We start from the raw sequence: 20,032 nt of genomic DNA, 5'->3' as shown, positions 1-20,032 counted from the left end.
CGCTTTTCGAGTGCTCCATGTCCGAGATCGTCACCCGCTTCGCCCCATCTCCCACCGGTTTCCTGCACATCGGCGGCGCCCGCACGGCCCTGTTCAATTGGCTCTATGCCAAGGCCAAGGGCGGCAAGATGTTGCTGCGCATCGAGGATACGGACCGCCAGCGGTCCACCAAGGAGGCCATCGACGCCATCCTGGAAGGGCTGGCCTGGATCGGCATCACCTGGGATGGCGATCCCATCTATCAGTTCGCCCGCGCCGAGCGGCATCGCGAGGCGGTGGAGCAGATGCTCGCTGCCGGCAATGCCTATCGCTGCTATGCCTCCGCCGAGGAATTGGAGGAGATGCGCGAGCTCGCCCGCAAGGAAGGCCGCCCGCCGCGCTATGACGGCCGCTGGCGGGATCGTGATCCCTCGGAGGCGCCTAAGGATCGCGCGCCAGTGATCCGTCTCAAGGCCCCGCGCGAAGGCGAGACGGTGATCGAGGATATGGTGCAGGGCACGGTCACCTTCCCCAACAAGGACCTGGACGATCTGGTCCTGCTGCGCTCGGATGGCACGCCGACCTACATGCTGGCGGTGGTGGTGGACGACCACGACATGGGCGTCACTCACATCATTCGCGGCGACGACCACCTCACCAATGCCGCCCGCCAGACGCAGATCTATCGGGCGCTGGGCTGGGAGGTGCCGCGCATGGCGCACATTCCACTGATCCACGGGCCCGACGGTGCCAAGCTCTCCAAGCGCCATGGCGCACTCGGCGTCGATGCCTATCGCGACATGGGCTATCTGCCGGCGGCGCTGCGCAACTATCTGGTGCGTCTGGGCTGGAGCCACGGCGATCAGGAAGTGTTCTCCACCGAGGAGATGGTCCGGTATTTCGATCTCGACAAGGTCGGCCGCTCGGCCGCCCGGTTCGATTTCCAGAAGCTGGAGAATCTCAACGGCCAGTATATGCGCGCGGCGTCCGATGCCGAGCTGCTGGCGGCCATTGATGCCCTGGTGCCGCATCTGCCCGACGCCGCCCACCGGCTCGCCCGCATGACGCCCGAACGGCGCGCCCAGCTCGCCGCCGCCATGCCCGGCCTGAAGGAGCGGGCGAAAACGGTGGTGGAGCTGCTGGACAACGCTGAGTTCATTTTCGAAACTCGTCCGCTGCCGGTGGACGACAAGGCTCAGGCGCTGCTCACCGACGCCGCCCGTGGACATCTGGCCCAGCTGGTGCCGCTGCTGGAAGCCGCCGAATGGACTGCCGCCGCGACCGAGGCCGCGGTGCGCGCCTATGCGGAGCAGGCCGGCGTCAAGCTCGGCGCGGTGGCGCAACCGCTGCGGGCCGCGCTCACCGGCAGGACCACGTCACCGCCCATTTTCGATGTGCTGACGGTGCTGGGCCGGGCCGAGAGCCTTGCCCGCCTCAAGGATCAACTGCCGTGATCGGCGCGCGGCGACGCGAGGGCGAGGAGCCCGCCAAGCGCGTGGAGCTGGACCTGGCCGGCCTCAAATGCCCGTTGCCCGCCCTGCGCACCCGCAAGGCGCTGGAACAGTTGCCGTCGGGTGTCCGCCTGGTGGTGATCTGCACCGACCCCATGGCGGTGATCGACATTCCTCATGTCGCCCAGGAGAGCGGGGCGGTTCTGGAGGAGCGGGTTGTGGATGAAGGACGCCTGACCTTCACCCTGCGCAAGCGCGACTGAGGCGCGGCGCCAGTATTGGCGCCGCAATGGCTCGCCAATGGGCCGAACAGTGCCGTTGCACGTCGACGCGAGCTATGGTGCACTGCAACTCAATAGGGGCCCGGTCAACGGGAAGGTGGCCTTTCCGTCCGGCGCCAGGGGGGATCGATGAAGCTTCCGCGTCAGTTTTTCAAGCCGCTCGCCATTGGCGCGCCCGCGCCCTACCGCGACCTGCCCGTGCGGCTCGAACGGATGATTCACTTCGTGCCGCCGCATCTGGAGAAGATGCGCGCCAAGGTGCCAGACATCGCCAAGCAGGTGGATGTCGTGCTCGGCAATCTGGAAGACGCCATTCCCAGCGACGCGAAGGAAGCCGCCCGCAAGGGCTTCATCGAGATGGCGCAGGCCACCGATTTCGGCTCCACCGGCCTGTGGACCCGCATCAACTGCCTGAACAGCCCCTGGGTGCTCGACGACATTGTCGAGATCGTCACCGCCATCGGCAATAAGCTCGACGTGATCATGCTGCCGAAGGTGGAAGGGGCGTGGGACATCCACTATCTCGACCAGCTCCTGGCCCAGCTTGAAGCCAAGAACGGGGTTCAGAAGCCCATTCTCATCCACGCCATCCTGGAGACGGCGGAGGGCGTGAAGAATGTGGAGGAGATCGCCGCGGCGTCCCCGCGCATGCATGGCATGAGCCTCGGCCCGGCGGATCTGGCCGCCTCGCGCGCCATGAAGACCACCCGCGTCGGCGGCGGCCATCCGGAATACAAGGTGCTGGCCGATCCGGACGGCGACAAGCCGCGCGTGGGCTATCAGCAGGACCTGTGGCACTACACCATCGCCAAGATGGTGGATGCCTGCGCGGCCAACGGCATCAAGCCGTTCTATGGTCCGTTCGGCGATTTCGCCGACCTCGCCGCCTGCGAGAGCCAGTTCCGCAACGCCTTCCTGCAGGGCTGCGTGGGGGCATGGTCCCTGCATCCCACCCAGATCGAGATCGCCAAGCGGGTGTTCTCGCCCGATCCCGCCGAGGTCGCGTTCGCGCTCAAGATTGTCGAGGCCATGCCCGACGGCTCCGGCGCGGTGATGATCGACGGCAAGATGCAGGACGACGCCACCTGGAAGCAGGCCAAAGTCATCGTCGATCTGGCAAAGATCGTCGCGGCCAAAGACCCGGAAATGGGCAAAGTCTACGGCTTGTGAGACAATCGGTTCAGAAGAGGAGGCGGAACATGGGTACGCAGCATAAGGAAGCCGCCCGGTCCGCCGTTGGTTCTGTGGAGGTGAGAGGGGCCATGGCCCCTCCCCCGGAGCTTCCGGCGGAATTCGATGGGCCGCAGATGCGCACGGCGAAATTCCGCATCGGCGAGGTGGTGCGCCACAAGCACTTCCCGTTCCGGGGCGTGGTGTTCGATGTGGATCCCGTGTTCGACAACACCGAGGAATGGTGGCTGTCGATCCCGGAGGACATCCGACCCGACAAGGACCAGCCCTTCTACCATCTGTTCGCCGAGAATGCGGACAGCGAGTATGTGGCCTATGTCTCCGAGCAGAATCTCGAGCATGACGCCTCGGACGAGCCGTTGCGCCACCCCAGGGTCACCGAGGCGCTGTCGGAAGATGGCGCGGGCGGCTGGCGGGTGCCGACCAATCTGGTGAACTGAGGCGCACATCTGGTCGGACGATCGCCGCGTGTTCAAATGAAAACGGCACGTTCCTCAGGAACGTGCCGTTTTGCATTCAGCCGGCGGACGAACGGATCCGGCGGAGCAAGGGCCCGCGCTCCTGCTGGCGCGCGGGCCCGGCCGCTACGGCATCACTTGCCGGACTGGTTGGCCTTCTCGAGCTCCTGGCCCTTCTTGAGCAGGGCCGCCTTGTTCTGCTCCTCGAGGGCCTGCTGCTTGGCGCGGGCTTCCTCCAGGCGCTTCTTTTCCTCTTCCATGGCCACCTTGGCGTCGACGCCGGGGCCATCATAGGCCTTGCCGAAGTCGGCGTTGGAGATGGGCAGGGAGAGGGTGCGGCCAACGCCGTTCACCATCTGCAGATAGACCGCATTGGCCTTCTTCAGCTTGGCGATGAAGCCGGCATCCACTTCAACATCGCCGACACAGGTGGCGCCGCCGCCCTGGATGGGCTGGCAGATGATGAAGGGAATGGCGACTGGATCCTTGTCGAGGGTGATGCGCAGGCCGGGCTGCAGCCGCATGCCCAGCGGCACCGAGACGTTGAGCCGCTTCTTAGGCTCGTCCTTCATCTCGATGATGTCGACCTTAGCGATCGCCTGGCTCTCGACACCGAGAATCTGCGTGAGCACGCAGACCTGCTTCTTGTTCTGGGGATTCTCCTGGCAGATCTTGCGCCAGGGCGAGGCGGAGAACTTGACCTCAGGCTCGGCCGCCGCACCACCCTGCGCCGCGCCATTCTGAGCCGGCTTGCCGCCCGACTGGGCCTGGGAGAATGCCGGCCCGGCCAGCGCCACGCCGATCAGCGTCGCAGCGATGCCGGCGGTGAGCCGCGCAATGGAATGGGTCTTCGTCATTGTGGCCTTTCCTGTGGTGCCTGCCGGTCGTTCAGCACACGTGCACGGCTGCGGCCCCGCACCTCCGTCATGACCCCGGCTGTGTCCGAACCAAATGGGGCAAGATGGTGGCGGCGCGCGAACGGTGCCTGCTGGGCTCGACTTTGCGTGCTACCTTGCCGACGATTAAGGCCAATACACGACCGCACTCCCAGAGAACAAGGCGCATCGACGCAGAATAGAGGAATGAAGGGGTGAGATTGCAGAAAATCCTGGCGGCCCGCTCGATGGCTTTGCTGACGGTGCTGTTCTGCCTCGGGTCTGCCCGCGCCGGCGAGAATCAGAGCGCGGTGGAACCTGGCGCAGCGCTGGCGATGCGGGGCAGCCCGGACCTGCCGGCGGATTTCACCGCTCTGCCCTATGCGAACCCCGATGCGCCCAAGGGCGGGCGGCTGACCCTTTCGCTGCTCGGCACATTCGACAGTCTCAATCCGTTCATCGTCAAGGGCAGCGCGCCGGCCATTCTCCGCAATGCGGTGGTCGAGCCGCTGATGGCCCGGTCGTTCGATGAGCCCTTCACCCTCTATCCGTTGCTCGCCCGCTCCGTGGCCACCAATGCCCAACGAAGCTACGTTGAATTCAACCTTGATCCACGCGCGCGCTTCGCCGACGGCACGCCGGTCACCGCGGAGGACGTCCTGTTTTCGTTTCATCTCCTGCGGGAGAAGGGGCGGCCCAATCACCGCCTGTATTACGGCAAGGTGGCGAAGGCGGAGCAATTGGGGCCCCTGCGGGCGCGGTTCACCTTTGCCGAAGCCGATGCGGAACTGCCGCTGATCATGGGGCTCATGCCGATCCTGTCCCATAAGGCTGTCGACCCGGCGCATTTCGAGGAGGGGGGCCTGACGCCGCTCATGGGGTCCGGTCCCTACCGGATCGGCGAGGTGGATGCGGGCGCGGGCCTCACCCTGGTGCGCAATCCGGACTATTGGGGGCGCGATCTGCCGGTCAATCGCGGGCTCCACAATTTCGACGAGCTGAAATTCATCTATTTCCGCGATGCCAACAGCGAGTTCGAGGCGTTCCGCAAGGGGCTGGTGGATGCCCGCTTCGAGAGCGACCCCGGCCGCTGGGAGACCGGCTACGACTTTCCCGCCGTACGCGCCGGCGAGGTGGTCAAGGAGGTGATTCCCACGGGCACGCCGAAGCCCTATTCGGCTTTGGTGTTCAACACCCGACGACCGGTGTTCGCCGACATCCGGGTGCGCCGCGCGCTGATCGAGCTGTTCGATTTCGAATGGCTAGATCGCAGCTTCTACCACGGCCTCTACCAGCGCACCGGCAGCGTGTTCCAGGGGTCCGAGCTGTCGGCGCTGGGTCGGCCCGCCTCGGCCCGGGAGCGGGCGCTGCTGGCACCGTTTCCCGATGCCGTGGTGCCGGATGTGCTGGAAGGCACCTATCGCCCGCCGCAGTCGGACGGCTCGGGTCGCGACCGGGACCGGCTGCGCAGCGCGCTGGGGTTGCTGGCAGAGGCGGGCTGGCAATTGCGCAAGGGGGTGCTCACCAATGCGGAGGGGGCCGGGTTCTCCTTCGAGCTCATGGTGGCGACGCGCGACCAAGAGCGGCTGGCGCTCGCCTATGCCGCCCAGCTCAAACGGGCCGGCATCACCACCCGCGTGCGGTTCGTGGATGCGGTGCAGTTCGACGCCCGCCGCAACGCCTATGATTTCGACATGGTGCCCTTCGTCTGGTCCCAATCCCTGTCACCGGGCAACGAGCAGGCCTTCTATTTCGGCGCCGCCGCCGCCGATACGCCCGGCACCCGCAACTATATGGGGGCCAAGAGCCCGGCCATGGATGCCGCCATCGCCGCCTTGCTCGCCGCCCCGGATGAAGAGGATTACATCGCGGCCGCACGGGTGCTCGACCGGGTGCTGATCTCCGGCGCCTATGGGGTTCCGCTGTTCCACACCCCCGGTCAGTGGCTCGCCCGCTGGACCCGCATCGCCCACCCTGCCCGCCCCTCCCTTTATGGCACCTTGCCGGAGACCTGGTGGCGGGCGCCTGGGCAGTAGCGGGGTGCGGGGCCAATAAAGGCCGCATTCCTCGGGCTCACTGCGGGCTGCCCCGAAGACCGTGTCGTGCCATGATGGGTGCGGAAGCTTTGCAGAGTCTGCCCGCTGTTTCAGGTCGTGGGCGGCGCGTCCGAGACGATGAAGAAGCGATGATCCACTCTTCCCATTCGGCGCCGGTGGAGGCCACCTCCGCCCGACAGGCGCGCCCGGCGATCCGCCCACGGGTGGGCATGGGCACCCGCGGCACCAGCCCGATGCGCAAGCGGGCCCGGCTCGACAGAGGGGTGTTGATCCGCTCGGTATCTATCTCGGCGGGCGTTGTGGTGGCGGTGTTCGCCTTGCTCGCGCTGTTTCATTGGCTTGATCCCCAGCGGGTGGAGATGGCCGCCCGGGAACAGGCCCGGGAGGCCGCAGCCCGCGAAATGAGCGCAAGCGTGCCGGCGGCGGCGTCCGCCGTGGCTCCATCCGCGATCGCCTTACCGGTCACACCCGCTTCTGGTCCGGCCGGTGCGGCAGCCCCCCATGCGATCACGGTCGCCGCCGCACCGGCGGACAGCGATGCCGCCCCGGCCGTGGCACCGGCGCCCTCCGCCGAAGATTTCTCCCGCCCCGCGTTCGTGGAACCCGAACCAGCCAGCGCCGAATCGGTGGCCGCGCCTTCGGCGCCCGTGCCTGTCGCCCGTCCGGCGCTGGCCCGCGCGGCGCCGGAGCCGGCGCGGGATCCGGATGAAACCGCCTCCATCGCGCGTCAGGGGCGCATTGCCTCCGATGTCACATTGCGCAAAGGCCCCCGCCGGGGTGCGGACGCCATCGGCACCCTCGAGGCCGGGACAAAGGTGGATATCTTCTCCTGCACTTCCTGGTGTGAGGTGGCCGCAGACGGCAAGCGGGGGTATGTCTATCGGCGGGCGGTAGATCGGTAATCGGTGAGTCCTGATGGCCGAATCCAACACCCCGAGGCCACGGCCTCGCTGGGGCTGAACAGGAAAGGGATCTGATATGAAGACGAAACTTGCTGCGAGCGCTGCGCTCCTGGCCCTGGCCCTTGCCTCCGGTTCCGTGTCTGCACAGGGCATCGTGAAGGGCGCCGAGCACGGCGCCAATAAGGGCGCTGCGGCTGGTGACAAGGCGGCCGGTCCCGTGGGTGGCGCCGTGGGCGGCACCGTGGGTGCGGTTGGCGGCGGTGTTGCCGGTGGCGTGGTCGGCGGCGTCAAGGGCGCCGGCGAAGGCGCCAGCCAGGGTGCCAAGGCGGGCGAGAAGGCCGCGGGTCCCGTCGGCGCGGCCGTGGGTGGCACCATGGGCGCCGTGGGCGGCACCGTTGAAGGCGTGCTGGGCATCCCCCAGAAGAAGTGAGGACAGGGGCGGCTCAAGACCCAAGGTCCCGGACCTCTTCCCACGGACCTCTGGACGAGCCCGCGGGGGCTTGCGCGAACCTCATCGGCTCCCGTCGACGGCCTGCCGATGGAACAAGGCCCCTGCCCTTTCGATCCCGAGGCCCGCAAGGTCCTCGGGATTTTTTATGGAGCCCTTCAGAGCCCCTTTTTTCAGAGCCCCTTTTTCTGGGCCAAAGCGGCGAGTTTCTTCAGCACCGCCAGCGTGCCCTTCAGCCGGGCTTCCGCCTTCGGCCAGTCGTGGAGGAACACCACCTTGAAGTCCGGCCGCACCTTGGCGGCGCTGCCTTCCTGGGCGATCAGCTTCACTAGGCCAGAGGGATCGGCGAATTCGTTCCCGCGGAAGCCCAGCACCACGCCCTTGGGGCCGGCATCCACCTTCTCCACATTGGCGGCGCGGGCCAGGGCCTTGATCTTGGCCAGCTGCAGCAGGTGCCCCACCTCGTCCGGCGCGGTGCCGAAACGGTCGGTGAGCTCGGCACCGAAGGCGTCGATCTCCTGATCTTCCTGCAAATCCGCCAGCCGGCGGTAGAGGGCGAGCCGCACATGGAGGTCGGCCACATAATCCTCGGGGATCAGCACCGGCATGCCGATGGTGATGTTGGGCGACCACTTGTCGTCCACATAATCGGTGATGCCGGCCTTGATGTGGACGATCGCCTCCTGGAGCATCTCCTGGTAGAGTTCGTAGCCCACTTCCTTGATATGGCCCGACTGCTCGTCGCCCACCAGATTGCCGGCGCCGCGGATGTCGAGATCGTGGCTCGCCAGCTGGAAGCCGGCCCCCAGCGTCTCCAGCGACTGCAGCACCTTGAGCCGGCGTTCGGCCTGATGGGTGATGGCCTGGGCGGCGGGCGTGGTGAAGATGGCGTAGGCCCGCGCCTTGGCCCGGCCCACCCGGCCGCGCAGCTGATAGAGCTGGGCAAGGCCGAACATATCCGCCCGGTGCACGATCAGCGTGTTGGCATTGGGCACGTCGAGGCCGGATTCCACGATGGTGGTGGACAGCAGCACATCATATTGGCCGTCATAGAAGGCGGTCATGATGTCTTCCAGGGCGCCGGCGGCCATCTGGCCATGGGCCACCGCCACCTTCACCTCGGGCACCTGGGTCGCCAGAAACTCCTGCACCTCTCCCAGATTTTCGATGCGCGGCACCACATAGAAGCTCTGGCCGCCGCGATAGCGCTCGCGCAGCAGCGCCTCGCGCACGATCAGAGGATCGAACGGCGTCACGAAGGTGCGCACCGCCAGGCGGTCCACCGGCGGTGTCGCGATGATGGAGAGCTCGCGCACCCCGGTCATGGCCAGCTGCAGCGTGCGCGGAATGGGCGTGGCGGACAGGGTCAACACATGCACCTCGGCCCGCAGCTGCTTCAGCCGCTCCTTGTGGGCGACGCCGAAATGCTGCTCCTCGTCGACGATGACGAGGCCGAGATCCTTGAAATGGATGGCTTTGCCCAACAGGGCATGGGTGCCCACCACGATGTCGATGGTGCCGTCGGCCAGCCCCTTCTTCACCTCGGTGAGGGCCTTGCCGGTGACCATGCGCGAGGCTTGGGCGATGTTCACCGGCAGGCCTTTGAAGCGCTCGGCGAAGGTCTTGAAATGCTGGCGGGCCAAGAGGGTGGTCGGCACCACCACGGCCACCTGCTTGCCGGCGAGGGCCGCCGCGAAGGCGCCGCGCAGGGCCACCTCGGTCTTGCCGAAGCCCACGTCGCCGCACACCAGCCGATCCATGGGATGGCCGGAGGCGAGATCGTCCAGCACCGACACGATGGCGGCTTCCTGGTCGTCCGTCTCCTCATAGGGGAAGCGGGCGCGGAACTCGTCATAAAGGCCGGCGGCGGGCACCAGCTTGGGCGCCTCGCCGAGCTGGCGCTGGGCGGCGATCTTGATGAGGGCGGAGGCCATCTCGCGGATGCGCTTCTTCATCCGCGCCTTGCGGGCCTGCCAGGCGCCGCCGCCCAGCTTGTCCAGCTGGGCCTCGGTCTCCTCCGAGCCATAGCGGCTCAGCAGCTCCAGATTTTCCACCGGCAGGAACAGCTTGTCGCCGCCCGCATAATGGATTTCGAGGCAGTCATGGGGCTCGCCCATGGCCTCGATGGTCTTCAGCCCCACGAAGCGGCCGATGCCGTGATCCACGTGCACTACCAGATCGCCGGCGGTGAGCGCGGTCAGCTCGGAAATGACGTCCTGCGGTCGGCGCGCCTTGCGCTTGGGCCGCACCAGACGGTCGCCGAGGATGTCCTGTTCGCCGATCAGCGCGAAATCCGGCGTCTCGAACCCGCTCTCGACCCCATAGATGGCAAGCGCCGGCTGGGTCTTGGGCAGAGCTGCGAGGCTGGCGAAGCGGGAAATGGCGGCGGCACCGGTGAGCCCATGGTCCGCCAGCACCGTGCCGAGCCGCTCGCGGGAGCCTTCCGACCAGCCGGCGAGAATGACCTTCTTGCTCTTCTGCAGCTCGCGCACATGGGCCACGGCGGCGTCGAAGACATTGCCTTCGGGATCGGCCCGCTCGGCGGCGAAGGAGCGGCCCTGCACGCCGCCCACGTCGATCATCTCGCCCTTGGTGCCCTCCGGCACCGCGAACGGGCTCATCTGAGCGACGCGGGCGGCGCCGATGCGGGCGGTCCACTCCGCGCCGGTGAGATAGAGCCGGTTGGGCGGCAGCGGATTATAGATGGGGCCGCCGGCGGGGTGCTCCAGCGCCTCCTTGCGGGCGGCATAATAATCGCCGATCTGCGCCACCCGTTCCCCAGCGGCCTCTTCGGCCAAAGGATCGAGCACGATGGGGCTCTGGGCGACATAGTCGAACAGCGTGTCCATCTGCTCGTGGAACAAAGGTAGCCAATGTTCCATGCCCGCATGGCGCCGGCCTTCGCTCACCGCTTCATAGAGCGTGTCACCCTTCTGCGCGGCGCCGAACGCGGCCACATAGGCCATGCGGAAGCGCTTCATGGTGGCGGTGGTGAGCTGGAATTCCGCCATGGGCACCAGGTCCAGCGCGCGCAATTGGCCGGTGGTGCGCTGGGTCTCGGGATCGAATGCGCGGATGCTCTCCAACGTGTCGCCGAAGAAATCGAGGCGGATGGGGGCATCGAGACCCGGCGGATAAAGGTCGATGAGGCCGCCCCGCACCGCATATTCGCCGGTGTCGCGCACCGTCGGGGTGCGCAGGAAGCCGTTCTGCTCGGCCCATTCCACCACGCCGTCGAGGGCGATGGCGTTGCCCGGCGCGGCGGACAGCGACTGCGCCGCCACCAGCGCCTTGGCCGGCACCCGCTGCACCGTGGCATTGACCGTGGTGAGCAGCACGCTGGCGCTGCCGCCCTTCACCCGGGCGAGACGCGCCAGCGTCGCCATGCGGCGGGCGACGATGGCGGCATTGGGCGAGGCGCGATCGTAGGGCAGGCAATCCCAGGAGGGGAAGCTGTAGACGTCCAGCTCGGGGGCGAAGAAGGCGAGGCCCCGTTCCAGCGCCGCCATGCGCTGCCCATCCCGGCAGATGACGGTGACGGACGGCCAGGGCGCATCTTTTTCCGCCGAGACCGACCGGGCGAGATCGGCCACCACCAGCCCTTCCATACCCTCCGCGACACGGGACAGCAGCAGCGGACGGCCTTGCACCAGGGCCTCGGCCAGGGGACGGGGACGCTTCACAACACAACTCCGGGCAGACAGGACGGGAAGGAGGCGGCGGAAAGGCCTATTCCGGCAGGCCCCGCCCCTCGTCGTGGAACGCCTTCATGCGGCGGAACAAGGGGGTGTCGTATGCCGCAGGCAGCGGGTTGGTTTCCGAGATCCAGGAGAAGATGTCGTGATCCTGGGCGTCGATGAGCAGCTCGAAATCATCCAGCTCGGGATCGGACAGGTTGCCGATCTCGGCATCGGCGAACTTGCCCATGATGAGGTCCATCTCGCGGATGCCGCGGTGCCAGGCGCGGTAGAGCAGCCGGCGGCGGCGGGGGTCGAGATCGGCGCTGGAACGCTGGCTGCCCGACATGAGATGACCTTTCCGGTGAAACGGCGCAAACGGCGCAGCCGCAAAGGCGCCGCCGTTCCTGACGGGGCTGCTTATAGAAGCATTGGACCGGGCTTGACTAGCGCCTGCGGGCCCTGGCCGGCCTCACTTGGCTTCAAACAACAGGGCGAGACGGGTCATCCACGGCTCGTCCGTCATGTCGAGCCGCAGCGGGGTCACGGAGATGCGCCCTTCATCCAGCGCCCGCAGGTCGGAGCCCGGGGCGGTGTCGAAGATGCGGCGCTCGAAGGCGATCCAATAATAGGGATGGTTGCGCCCGTCGCGCCGGGCATCGATGCGCATCAGCCGCTGGTCGCGCTTGCCCTGGAAGGTGGCGGCGATGCCGGTGATCTCGTCCGGCGCGCGATCGGGAAAGTTGATGTTCATCACGATGCCCGCCGGAATGCCCTCGTCGAGCAGGGCGCGGATGACCTTGGGCCCATGGGCTTCCGCGGTGGCATAGGTGGGATTGTCGCGGCTCTTGATGCCAAACGCCTGGGACAGAGCGATGGAGGGGATGCCCAGAATGGTGCCCTCGATCGCCCCCGCCACGGTGCCGGAATAGCTCACATCCTCGGCGATGTTCTGCCCCCGATTGACGCCCGAAAGCACCAGATCCGGCGGCTGGTCGCCCATCAGGTGCCGCACCGCCATGATTACGCAATCGGTGGGCGTGCCCTTCACGGCGAAGCGCTTTTCGTCGATCTGCCGCAGCCGCAGCGGGTCGGATAGGGAGAGGGAATGGGCGACGCCCGACTGGTCGAACTCCGGCGCCACCACCCACACGTCATCGGAAAAGGCCTGGGCGATGCGCGCACAGGCCTCGATGCCGGGAGCGTGGATGCCGTCGTCGTTGGTCACCAGAATACGCATCTGCGTCCTTCCCCATGTTCATCACCGTGCCGGCGCGTCGCCGCGCCCTCAGCTCAGCTTCTCGATCACCTTCAGCCCGCCCATATAGGGCGCCAGGGCGTCGGGCACCGCCACGGCGCCGTTCTCCTGCTGGTAGGTCTCCAGCACCGCCACCAGGGCCCGGCCGACCGCCACGCCCGAGCCGTTGAGCGTGTGCAGGAAGCGCGGCGCCCCCTTGCCGTCCTTGGCATCCGCCGGGCGGAAGCGGGCGTTCATGCGGCGGGCCTGGAAATCGCCGCACACCGAGCAGGAGGAGATTTCGCGGAACGCCGCCTGCCCCGGCAGCCACACCTCGATGTCGTAGGTCTTCTGCGAGGCGAAGCCCATGTCGCCGGTGCACAGCGTCACCACGCGATAATGCAGATCCAGCTTCTTCAGCACCGCCTCGGCGCAGGCGAGCATGCGCTCATGCTCTTCCGCCGACTTCTCCGGCGCGGTGATGGAGACCAGCTCCACCTTGTTGAACTGGTGCTGGCGGATCATGCCGCGGGTGTCGCGCCCGGCGGCACCGGCCTCGGCGCGGAAGCAATTGGTGAGCGCGGTCAGGCGCAGCGGCAGCTCGTCCTCGGACAGGATGGCCTCCCGCACCAGGTTGGTCAGCGGCACCTCGGCGGTGGGCACCAGCCACAGCCGGTTGGTGAGCTCCAGCGACTTGATATGGGCCGCGAGGCTCACCTGATCGAGCGCGGCGGCGACATCCGCCCCGCCGGCGATGAGGGCGCTCACTTCCCGCGATGCGTTGACCTGCGCCTCGGTCACCGCCGCCTCGAACTCGGCCGCGCGAAAGGTGAAGAACTGATCGTCGGCGAATTTCGGCAGCTGGGCGGTGCCATACATGGTCTCGTCCCGCACCAGCACCGGCGGGTTCACTTCCATGTAGCCGTGCTCGCCCGTGTGGGTGTCGAGGAACAATTGGCCAAGCGCCCGCTCCAGCCGCGCCATCGGCCCCTTGTTCACCACGAAGCGTGCGCCGGAGAGCTTGGCCGCGGTCTCGAAATCCATCTGGCCGAGGCCTTCACCGATCTCGAAATGCTGCTTGGGGGTGAAGGCATAGGAGCGGGGCGCTCCGAACCGGCTGCGCTCCACATTCTCGTGCTCGTCCTTGCCATCGGGGACGTCGGCCAGGGGCACGTTGGGAATGGCGGCGAGCTCGTCGTTGAGCGCCTGCTCCACCGCCTTCACCTCGGCTTCCAGCGCCGGGACGTCTTCCTTGATCCTGGCCACTTCCGCCATCAAGGCCTGGGCCTTGGCCTCGTCCTTCTGGGCCTTGGCCTGGCCGATCTCCTTGGAGGCGGCGTTGCGGCGGGCGAGAAGTCCCTCCAGCCGGGTGAGGCTGGCGCGGCGCTGCTCATCGAGGCCGATCAGCTTCTTCACCAGGATGTCAGCGGCCAGCTGCGCCTCGGGCGCATTGCCGCCACGCCGCGAAAGGGCGGTGACGAGGCCCTCCGGCTGTTCCCGGATCCATTTGATATCGTGCATGGCAAGGCTCCGCCGCGTGCATCGGCGCCCGGCGCCGCCCCAGCACCTTCAGCCCGGGGGCTTGCCCGAGGCCGAGGGCACGGCGGCCCGCCGCGCGCCACAAATCGTTGCTGATGGGACGCCGTCCGCCTCAGTCGGCGGTCGATTCGGCCGCGTCGCGGGCCGCCTCTTCCGCCGCCCGCCGCTTTTCGACGAGCCCCACCAGATAGACGGACACCTCGTAGAGAAGGAGGGTCGGCAGGGCAAGGGAGAGCTGGCTGACCACATCCGGCGGTGTCAGCACCGCCGCCAGAATGAAGACCCCCACGATGGCATAACGGCGGGACTTCTTAAGCATCTCCTGGGTGACGATGCCGATGCGCGCCAGCAGGGTGAGCACCACCGGCAGCTGGAAGCAGATGCCGAATGCCAGGATCAGCGTGGTGATGAGGGAAAGATATTCCGACACCCGCGGCAGCAGCGAAATCTCCGCCTGCCCGTCACCGCCCGCCTGCTGCATGTTCAGGAAGTAGGTCATGGCCAGCGGCATGGCGACGAAATAGACGAACGCCGCGCCGATGAGGAAGCAGATGGGGGTGGCGATGAGATACGGCCGGAAGGCCGCCTTCTCATGCTTGTAGAGCCCCGGCGCCACGAACATGTAGACCTGCGCCGCCACCACCGGGAATGACAGGAAGGCGGCGCCGAACATGCCGAGCTTGATCTGGGTGAACAAAAATTCCTGCGGCGCCGTGTAGATGAGCTTGATGCCCGGCGCGAAGCCGGAGGCGAACTCATAGGGCCACAGAAGGATGTTGTAGATCTGCTTCGCCAGGGTGAAGCAGAGGAAGAAGGCCACCAGAAACGCCACCACCGATTTGATGAGGCGAGACCTGAGTTCAATCAGGTGGTCCATGAGCGGCGCCTTCGAGGCGTCGATATTGTCCTCGTCGCTCATTGCGGGCTCGTCGGGGCGGCAGGGCTCTGCGGGGAAGCGGGCGACACCGGTGGCTCGGCGAGCGGGAACACCGGCGGGGGCAGCGGGTCGTTGGGGGGCGGAGGCAGCATCTCGTCCAGGGTGGGCAGTGGCGCCGGGGCAACGTCCTGCGCGATCAGCGCCTCAGGAGCCGCGCCCGCCGGGCGGGTCGCGGCGCTGACGGTGGCGCGGATTTCATCGCGCACGGCGCTCAGCGGGTCCGGCGCACTGGCGGCAGGGCCGGCGAGCGGCGCCGCCGGGATCTCGGGCTCCGCCTTCGCGCCACCTTCCACCGTCGCACGGATTTCGTCGCGGATGGTGCGCAGCGGATCGAAGGTGCTGGTGGCGCCGATGGAGTTCAGCGTGGAACGGGCACTGTCCGTCACATCGCTGATCTCCTTGCGCATGTCGGCGATGTCCGCCTCGCGCAAGGCGTCCTGGAACTGCCCCTGAAACTCGCCGGCCATCCGGCGCAGCTTCGTCACCGTGCGGCCGACGGTGCGCAGCACCGAGGGCAGCTCCTTCGGGCCGATGACGATCAGCGCCACAATGCCGATCAGCATCAGCTCGGACCAGCCGATATCGAACATGAGCGCCTCAAGCCCACGGCCGTGCCGTGGCCCTCCTTCAACGCATCAGGGAGAAGCGCGGCCTCAGACGGCCTTCTTCTCGCCCTCGGTGGCGCTGGTGGTCTGGTTGGGGAGCGGACGCGGCGCCTCGGACGCAGCCGGCTTGGCCGGCTCGTCATCGTCCGCCATGCCCTTCTTGAAGGACTTGATGCCCTTCGCCACGTCGCCCATCAGGTCGGAGATCTTGCCCCGACCGAACAACAGGAGCACCACGGCCAGCACCACGATCCAGTGCCAGATGCTCAACGAACCCATTCCGGTCATCCTCCGAGAGGTGATTCTCGCCCAAGGCCGGAGCGCTCGGGTCTGGTGAAATTGGACAGTATGCCCCGCGCGCGGCGAAAACAAGGACTCCCCCGGCATCCACAGGCGACTTGCATGCAATTGATGTTGCGATGCACCAAGTGCCGGTGCGCGGGGGACATTTGGGCCGTGCCCCCGGGCGGCTCACTCCGTTTCCGCGGGGTCGTCGGAGGGGGGTGGCGACAATGTGAAGTCGAGTGGATCGGCCTCCAGCGCCTCTTCATCCGCCTGCAGCTCGGGATCGTCGGTGGGCAGGGGAATGGTGAAGCCGGCAGGGATGCGCCCATCCAGCAGACCGGCCCCCTTGAGCTCATCCATTCCCGGCAGGTCGCCCACGGAATCGAGGCCGAAATGCACCAGGAAGGCCGGCGTGGTGCCGTAGGTCACCGGCCGGCCAGGGGCGCGCCGCCGCCCGCGCAGGCGGATCCAGCCGGTTTCCAACAGCACGTCCAGAGTGCCCTTTGAGGTGGAGACGCCGCGGATCTCCTCAATCTCCGCGCGGGTCACCGGCTGGTGATAGGCGATGATGGCCAGCACCTCGACGGCCGCCCGAGACAGCTTGCGCTGCTCGGGCGCCAAATCGGCCAGCGCCGGGGCGAGATCGGGAGCGGTGCGCAGCATCCAGCCGCCGGCGACCCGCGCCACATTCACCCCGCGACGGGCATAATCCTGGGTCAGAGCCTCCATCAGGGCGTCGAGATCCGCGCCCGCGGACAGGTGCGGGCGGAAGGCACGGGCCTCCAGCGGCTGGGACGCGGTGAATAGCAGAGCTTCGATCACCCGCAGATCCCGCGCGAAGGCGACCGCCCGCTCGTCATCGGGACGCACATCGAAAAGGTCGATCCGCGGCGCGGGCCGTGTCATGTGTCCTCGCTCCGTGGCGGCCCTGCCCCCTCGGCCGCCGCGCCCTCCTCCGGCGCATCTCCCACAGGGGCCGCTACAGCCGCCCCCCGGGCGCGCAGCCAGAGCGGCGCGAACGGCGCTTCCTGGCGAATATCCACCAGCCCCTCGCGCACCATCTCCAGGGTGGCGGAAAAGCTGGAGGCCAGCGCCGTGGCCCGCTGGTCCGGCTCGGTGAGATACTCTAGCAGGAATTGGTCGAGCCGCATCCAGTCCGCGGTCAGATCCCGCCCCAGCAGCCGTTCCAGCCGCTCGCGCGCGTCGGCCAGTGACCAGACAGCACGCATCTTGAGAGTGACCGTCGACAGGGCCTCGGTCTGGCGCTGAAGGGCGTAGGCGGACAGCAGATCATAGAGGCTCGCCACATAGACCACCGGCCGCGGGCTGCGTTCCGTGGCTTCCGGGCGGGCCCGCGCGAACAGCTCCCGCCCCATCTGCGGGCGCGCCATGAGCTGTTCCGAGGCCCTGCGGATGCGCTCCAGGTGACGCAGGCGCCGGGTGAAGGCGGCGGCCAGCTCCTCAGCGCTGGGGCCCTCCTCCTGCGGTGGCGCGGGCAATAACAGGCGGGATTTGAGATAGGCGAGCCACGCCGCCATCACCAGATAATCGGCCGCCAGCTCCAGGCGCCCGCGACGCGCCTGCTCGATGAAGCTGAGATACTGATCAGCCAGCTCGAGGATTGAGATGCGGGTGAGATCGACCTTCTGGGTACGCGCCAGGGCCAATAAAAGGTCGAGCGGCCCCTCGAAGCCGTCGAGGTCGACGACGAAGGCGCCCTCGCCACCGCCTGCGGAAAGGTCCGCCGGGTCTGCGAAGGCGCTGTCGTCGTCCACCATGCTCACGCTCCGGCGTCGAGCAGCCGGCGCACCTCCGCGCGCAGGCCTGCGGGATCCACCGGCACCGTCCCTTCCCGCAGCGCCAGGGCGCGCGCGGCACGGTCGGCCGCAAGGCCTTCAAGGGCCGGCGCTGCCTCGGCCACCGGTTCCATCTCCTCCATCTTGCCGTTGCAGTGGAGCAGAAGATCGCAGCCGGCGGCGATGGCGGCACGGCTCCGGCTACCCAGATCACCCGCCAGCGCGCCCATGGACAGGTCATCGCTCATCAACAGCCCATCGAATCCGATGAAGCTGCGGATCACCTCACCGATCATCACCGCGGAGGTGGTGGCCGGCCGCTCGGGGTCGATGGCCGCATAGACCACATGGGCAGTCATCGCCAGCGGCAGGTCGCGCAACCGGCGGAACGCCTCGAAATCCGCCGCCTCAAGCACGGCGCGGTCGGCTGTGACCACGGGCAGGCGCTCGTGGCTGTCGGCGGGCGCGCGGCCATGCCCGGGGATATGTTTCAGCACCGGCAGCACGCCGCAATCCAGCAGCCCGGCCGCCGCTTCGCGGGCCAGGGCGGCCACCGCCTCCGGCGTCGTGCCATAGGCGCGATTGCCGATGATGCCGTGGCCGTCGGGATGCCGCAGATCCGCTACGGGCAGGCAATCCACATCAATGCCGAGATCCATGAGATCGGCGGCGATGGCCTGGGAATTGAGCCGCACCGCGGTCAGCGCCGCCTGAGGATCGCGCAGATAGAGGGTCCCGAACGCTTCGGCGGGCGGATCGTCATGCCAATGGGGCGGGCGCAGCCGCTGCACCCGGCCACCTTCCTGGTCGATCAAGACCGGCGCTTGCCACCCCACGGCGGCACGCAGCTCCTCCACCAGGCCACGCACCTGATCGGGCGTCTCCACATTGCGTGCGAAGAGAATGAAACCCCATGGCGCGGAGGCGGCGAAGAATGCGCGCTCCTCTGCCGTGAGCCGAAGGCCGGAACAGCCGGCAATGAAAGCCCGTGACCTCATGACCTGCCCCTATAGGCGCCGCTCACCCACCGTCAAGGTGAACCGCACACACGCGCCATGCAGGCGCGCATAAAAAAGGCCGGGACGAGCCCGGCCTCAGGTGGTTCTGTTGCGGACCAGGTCAGAGCCCGGCCACGTATCGGGAGGGATCGACCGCGGTCGAGCCCTTCCGGATCTCGAAGTGGAGCTGCGGGCTCTGCACATTGCCGCTCTGGCCCGCCTTGGCGATGATCTGGCCCCGGCGCACCGTATCGCCGCGCTTCACATCCAGCTCGCTGGCATGGGCATAGGCGGTGACATAGCCATCGGCGTGCTTGATCAGCACCAGATTGCCGTACCCCTTCAGCTCGTTCCCGGCATAGGCAACGACGCCATCCTCGGCGGCGCGCACGGCGGTGCCCGACGGCACCGCGAAATTGACGCCATCATTGTGGGCGCCACCGGGCTTGGGACCGAAGGAAGCGATCACGCGCCCGCGCACCGGGGCGCGGAACTGCGGGCCGCTTCCGGCGGCGCGGGGCGTATCCTCGGGCTCGACGGCGCTCACCTTGGCGGCGGTCTCAACCTTCGGCTGTACGGCGGCTGTCTTGGTGGGCGCCGGCGCGGCCAGGGGCTGTGCGGCCACGGTGGAGGTCGAAGGAGCAGGCGCCGGAGCACGAGTCACCACCGGAGTCGGCGCGGGCCGCACGCTCGGTGCCGGGGGCGCGACGGGGCTCGCCTGCGCCACCACCGGGCGGGCCGGAGCGGCCGCGCGGGGCATGGGCGCCGGGGCGGGAGCCGCCGGGACCGCCTGCGCCAGATTGCCGGGCGCTGGCGGAGGAATGACGAGGGTCTGGCCGGTTCGCACCGTCATGCCGGGCGCGATGTTGTTCGCGGTGCCGAGGGCGGCCGGAGAGACCTGATAGTGGCGCGCCACCGAATTGAGTGTCTCGCCGGGCTGAACCACGTGGGAGGCCCCGGCTGCGACGCGGGTTGCCGGCACGGCGGCCCCATAGGCAGGCTGGCCATAGGCAGATGTGCCATAGAGCGGCTGGCCGGCGGCGGGGGAGGCATAAGACGTGGCGGTGGCGCCGGGGGCCGCCGCATAGGGCGGCGCCAGGGGCTGGGTATCCACCCGTCCGGTGGGCACGGCGCCGAGAGAGCCGGTCACTTCCGGCGCTGGCGGCTGGGGGCCCGAGGCATCGGCGAAGCGCGCCACGTCGGCACTGCAACCGGCCACCGCGCCGGACACCAGCCCGATCACGGCCAGTCGCGCGAAGACTTTACGCCCGTTGGTCTCGCTGGAATTACGCATTTCACCGTACTCACACGCAACA

General features: G+C 67.8%; 19 protein-coding genes. 7 read left to right on the top strand and 12 right to left on the bottom strand.

Annotated elements, in window-relative coordinates; all coding sequences use genetic code 11:
* Nucleotides 1–17: 17 nt before the first annotated feature.
* From gltX to hspQ, 4 genes are all read left to right on the top strand, one after another.
* Nucleotides 18–1,433, top strand: a complete 1,416-nt coding sequence (gltX, locus tag MEU52_RS12500) for a glutamate--tRNA ligase (RefSeq protein WP_238122618.1) — start codon at nucleotides 18–20, stop codon at nucleotides 1,431–1,433.
* A complete protein-coding gene (locus tag MEU52_RS12495) occupies nucleotides 1,430–1,693 on the top strand; it encodes a sulfurtransferase TusA family protein (RefSeq protein ID WP_443266863.1) in 264 nt (87 codons plus the stop codon). Before gltX ends, MEU52_RS12495 begins: the two co-directional genes overlap by 4 nt.
* Nucleotides 1,694–1,840: 147 nt before the next feature.
* On the top strand, nucleotides 1,841–2,881 hold the full coding sequence (locus MEU52_RS12490; RefSeq protein WP_238122617.1) for an HpcH/HpaI aldolase/citrate lyase family protein: 1,041 nt from the start codon (nucleotides 1,841–1,843) through the stop codon (nucleotides 2,879–2,881).
* 92 nt (nucleotides 2,882–2,973) lie between these two features.
* Nucleotides 2,974–3,342, top strand: a complete 369-nt coding sequence (gene hspQ / locus MEU52_RS12485) for a heat shock protein HspQ (protein ID WP_238122616.1) — start codon at nucleotides 2,974–2,976, stop codon at nucleotides 3,340–3,342.
* Between the two features lie 152 nt (nucleotides 3,343–3,494).
* Here hspQ and MEU52_RS12480 read toward each other — a convergent pair whose 3' ends face one another.
* Nucleotides 3,495–4,217, bottom strand: coding sequence for an invasion associated locus B family protein (locus MEU52_RS12480; protein ID WP_238122615.1), 723 nt, complete (start codon nucleotides 4,215–4,217; stop codon nucleotides 3,495–3,497).
* Nucleotides 4,218–4,483: 266 nt separating this feature from the next.
* Here MEU52_RS12480 and MEU52_RS12475 point away from each other — a divergent pair, with 266 nt between their 5' ends.
* The 3 genes from MEU52_RS12475 to MEU52_RS12465 all read left to right on the top strand — a co-directional run bounded on the left by MEU52_RS12475 (nucleotide 4,484) and on the right by MEU52_RS12465 (nucleotide 7,624).
* Nucleotides 4,484–6,271, top strand: a complete 1,788-nt coding sequence (locus MEU52_RS12475) for an extracellular solute-binding protein (protein WP_443267090.1) — start codon at nucleotides 4,484–4,486, stop codon at nucleotides 6,269–6,271.
* Nucleotides 6,272–6,342: 71 nt separating this feature from the next.
* On the top strand, nucleotides 6,343–7,194 hold the full coding sequence (locus MEU52_RS12470) for an SH3 domain-containing protein (RefSeq protein WP_238122614.1): 852 nt from the start codon (nucleotides 6,343–6,345) through the stop codon (nucleotides 7,192–7,194).
* 76 nt (nucleotides 7,195–7,270) lie between these two features.
* Nucleotides 7,271–7,624: a hypothetical protein gene (locus MEU52_RS12465; protein ID WP_238122613.1), complete on the top strand. Its 354-nt coding sequence runs from the start codon at nucleotides 7,271–7,273 to the stop codon at nucleotides 7,622–7,624.
* 191 nt (nucleotides 7,625–7,815) lie between these two features.
* On the opposite strand, the gene mfd is transcribed toward MEU52_RS12465, so the two are convergent.
* The 11 genes from mfd to MEU52_RS12410 all read right to left on the bottom strand — a co-directional run bounded on the left by mfd (nucleotide 7,816) and on the right by MEU52_RS12410 (nucleotide 20,010).
* Nucleotides 7,816–11,325 carry a transcription-repair coupling factor gene (gene mfd, locus MEU52_RS12460; RefSeq protein WP_238122612.1) on the bottom strand — a complete coding sequence of 1,170 codons (3,510 nt, stop codon included), beginning with the start codon at nucleotides 11,323–11,325 and terminating at the stop codon, nucleotides 7,816–7,818.
* Nucleotides 11,326–11,371: 46 nt separating this feature from the next.
* The gene (locus MEU52_RS12455) at nucleotides 11,372–11,668 is read right to left on the bottom strand and encodes an FAD assembly factor SdhE (RefSeq protein WP_238122611.1); all 297 of its coding nucleotides are present in this window, start codon (nucleotides 11,666–11,668) and stop codon (nucleotides 11,372–11,374) included.
* Nucleotides 11,669–11,791: 123 nt separating this feature from the next.
* Nucleotides 11,792–12,559, bottom strand: coding sequence for a 5'/3'-nucleotidase SurE (surE, locus tag MEU52_RS12450; protein WP_238122610.1), 768 nt, complete (start codon nucleotides 12,557–12,559; stop codon nucleotides 11,792–11,794).
* Nucleotides 12,560–12,607: 48 nt separating this feature from the next.
* Nucleotides 12,608–14,077, bottom strand: coding sequence for a serine--tRNA ligase (serS, locus tag MEU52_RS12445; RefSeq protein WP_238122609.1), 1,470 nt, complete (start codon nucleotides 14,075–14,077; stop codon nucleotides 12,608–12,610).
* 130 nt (nucleotides 14,078–14,207) lie between these two features.
* Nucleotides 14,208–15,014, bottom strand: coding sequence for a twin-arginine translocase subunit TatC (gene tatC, locus MEU52_RS12440; RefSeq protein ID WP_238122608.1), 807 nt, complete (start codon nucleotides 15,012–15,014; stop codon nucleotides 14,208–14,210).
* Entirely contained in the window at nucleotides 15,011–15,622 is a 612-nt protein-coding gene (tatB, locus tag MEU52_RS12435; protein ID WP_238122607.1) for a Sec-independent protein translocase protein TatB, read from the bottom strand. The genes tatC and tatB overlap by 4 nt, the downstream gene beginning before the upstream one ends.
* A 63-nt stretch (nucleotides 15,623–15,685) precedes the next feature.
* Nucleotides 15,686–15,916, bottom strand: a complete 231-nt coding sequence (locus MEU52_RS12430; protein ID WP_238122606.1) for a twin-arginine translocase TatA/TatE family subunit — start codon at nucleotides 15,914–15,916, stop codon at nucleotides 15,686–15,688.
* A gap of 192 nt (nucleotides 15,917–16,108) precedes the next feature.
* Nucleotides 16,109–16,828, bottom strand: coding sequence for an SMC-Scp complex subunit ScpB (gene scpB, locus MEU52_RS12425; protein ID WP_238122605.1), 720 nt, complete (start codon nucleotides 16,826–16,828; stop codon nucleotides 16,109–16,111).
* A complete protein-coding gene (locus tag MEU52_RS12420; protein ID WP_238122604.1) occupies nucleotides 16,825–17,700 on the bottom strand; it encodes a segregation and condensation protein A in 876 nt (291 codons plus the stop codon). The genes scpB and MEU52_RS12420 overlap by 4 nt, the downstream gene beginning before the upstream one ends.
* 2 nt (nucleotides 17,701–17,702) lie before the next feature.
* On the bottom strand, nucleotides 17,703–18,716 hold the full coding sequence (gene nagZ / locus MEU52_RS12415) for a beta-N-acetylhexosaminidase (RefSeq protein WP_238122603.1): 1,014 nt from the start codon (nucleotides 18,714–18,716) through the stop codon (nucleotides 17,703–17,705).
* A gap of 121 nt (nucleotides 18,717–18,837) precedes the next feature.
* Nucleotides 18,838–20,010 carry a M23 family metallopeptidase gene (locus tag MEU52_RS12410; protein WP_238122602.1) on the bottom strand — a complete coding sequence of 391 codons (1,173 nt, stop codon included), beginning with the start codon at nucleotides 20,008–20,010 and terminating at the stop codon, nucleotides 18,838–18,840.
* Nucleotides 20,011–20,032: the final 22 nt, after the last annotated feature.

The organism is Xanthobacter sp. NM-25, from assembly GCF_022138605.1.
Classification (GTDB): domain Bacteria; phylum Pseudomonadota; class Alphaproteobacteria; order Rhizobiales; family Xanthobacteraceae; genus Xanthobacter.
Note: the sequence above shows the minus strand (reverse complement) of the source record. Positions and strands in the feature narration are given on the sequence as shown.

Bases quoted from the DNA above. Each gene is read 5' to 3' on its own strand.
- gltX (WP_238122618.1), top strand. From the start codon at position 18: ATGTCCGAGATCGTCACCCGCTTCGCCCCATCTCCCACCGGTTTCCTG.
- MEU52_RS12490 (WP_238122617.1), top strand. From the start codon at position 1,841: ATGAAGCTTCCGCGTCAGTTTTTCAAGCCGCTCGCCATTGGCGCGCCC.
- hspQ (WP_238122616.1), top strand. From the start codon at position 2,974: ATGGCCCCTCCCCCGGAGCTTCCGGCGGAATTCGATGGGCCGCAGATG.
- MEU52_RS12480 (WP_238122615.1), bottom strand. From the start codon at position 4,217: ATGACGAAGACCCATTCCATTGCGCGGCTCACCGCCGGCATCGCTGCG.
- MEU52_RS12475 (WP_443267090.1), top strand. From the start codon at position 4,484: ATGGCTTTGCTGACGGTGCTGTTCTGCCTCGGGTCTGCCCGCGCCGGC.
- MEU52_RS12470 (WP_238122614.1), top strand. From the start codon at position 6,343: ATGATGGGTGCGGAAGCTTTGCAGAGTCTGCCCGCTGTTTCAGGTCGT.
- MEU52_RS12465 (WP_238122613.1), top strand. From the start codon at position 7,271: ATGAAGACGAAACTTGCTGCGAGCGCTGCGCTCCTGGCCCTGGCCCTT.
- MEU52_RS12455 (WP_238122611.1), bottom strand. From the start codon at position 11,668: ATGTCGGGCAGCCAGCGTTCCAGCGCCGATCTCGACCCCCGCCGCCGC.
- surE (WP_238122610.1), bottom strand. From the start codon at position 12,559: ATGCGTATTCTGGTGACCAACGACGACGGCATCCACGCTCCCGGCATC.
- serS (WP_238122609.1), bottom strand. From the start codon at position 14,077: ATGCACGATATCAAATGGATCCGGGAACAGCCGGAGGGCCTCGTCACC.
- tatC (WP_238122608.1), bottom strand. From the start codon at position 15,014: ATGAGCGACGAGGACAATATCGACGCCTCGAAGGCGCCGCTCATGGAC.
- tatB (WP_238122607.1), bottom strand. From the start codon at position 15,622: ATGTTCGATATCGGCTGGTCCGAGCTGATGCTGATCGGCATTGTGGCG.
- MEU52_RS12430 (WP_238122606.1), bottom strand. From the start codon at position 15,916: ATGGGTTCGTTGAGCATCTGGCACTGGATCGTGGTGCTGGCCGTGGTG.
- scpB (WP_238122605.1), bottom strand. From the start codon at position 16,828: ATGACACGGCCCGCGCCGCGGATCGACCTTTTCGATGTGCGTCCCGAT.
- MEU52_RS12420 (WP_238122604.1), bottom strand. From the start codon at position 17,700: ATGGTGGACGACGACAGCGCCTTCGCAGACCCGGCGGACCTTTCCGCA.
- nagZ (WP_238122603.1), bottom strand. From the start codon at position 18,716: ATGAGGTCACGGGCTTTCATTGCCGGCTGTTCCGGCCTTCGGCTCACG.
- MEU52_RS12410 (WP_238122602.1), bottom strand. From the start codon at position 20,010: ATGCGTAATTCCAGCGAGACCAACGGGCGTAAAGTCTTCGCGCGACTG.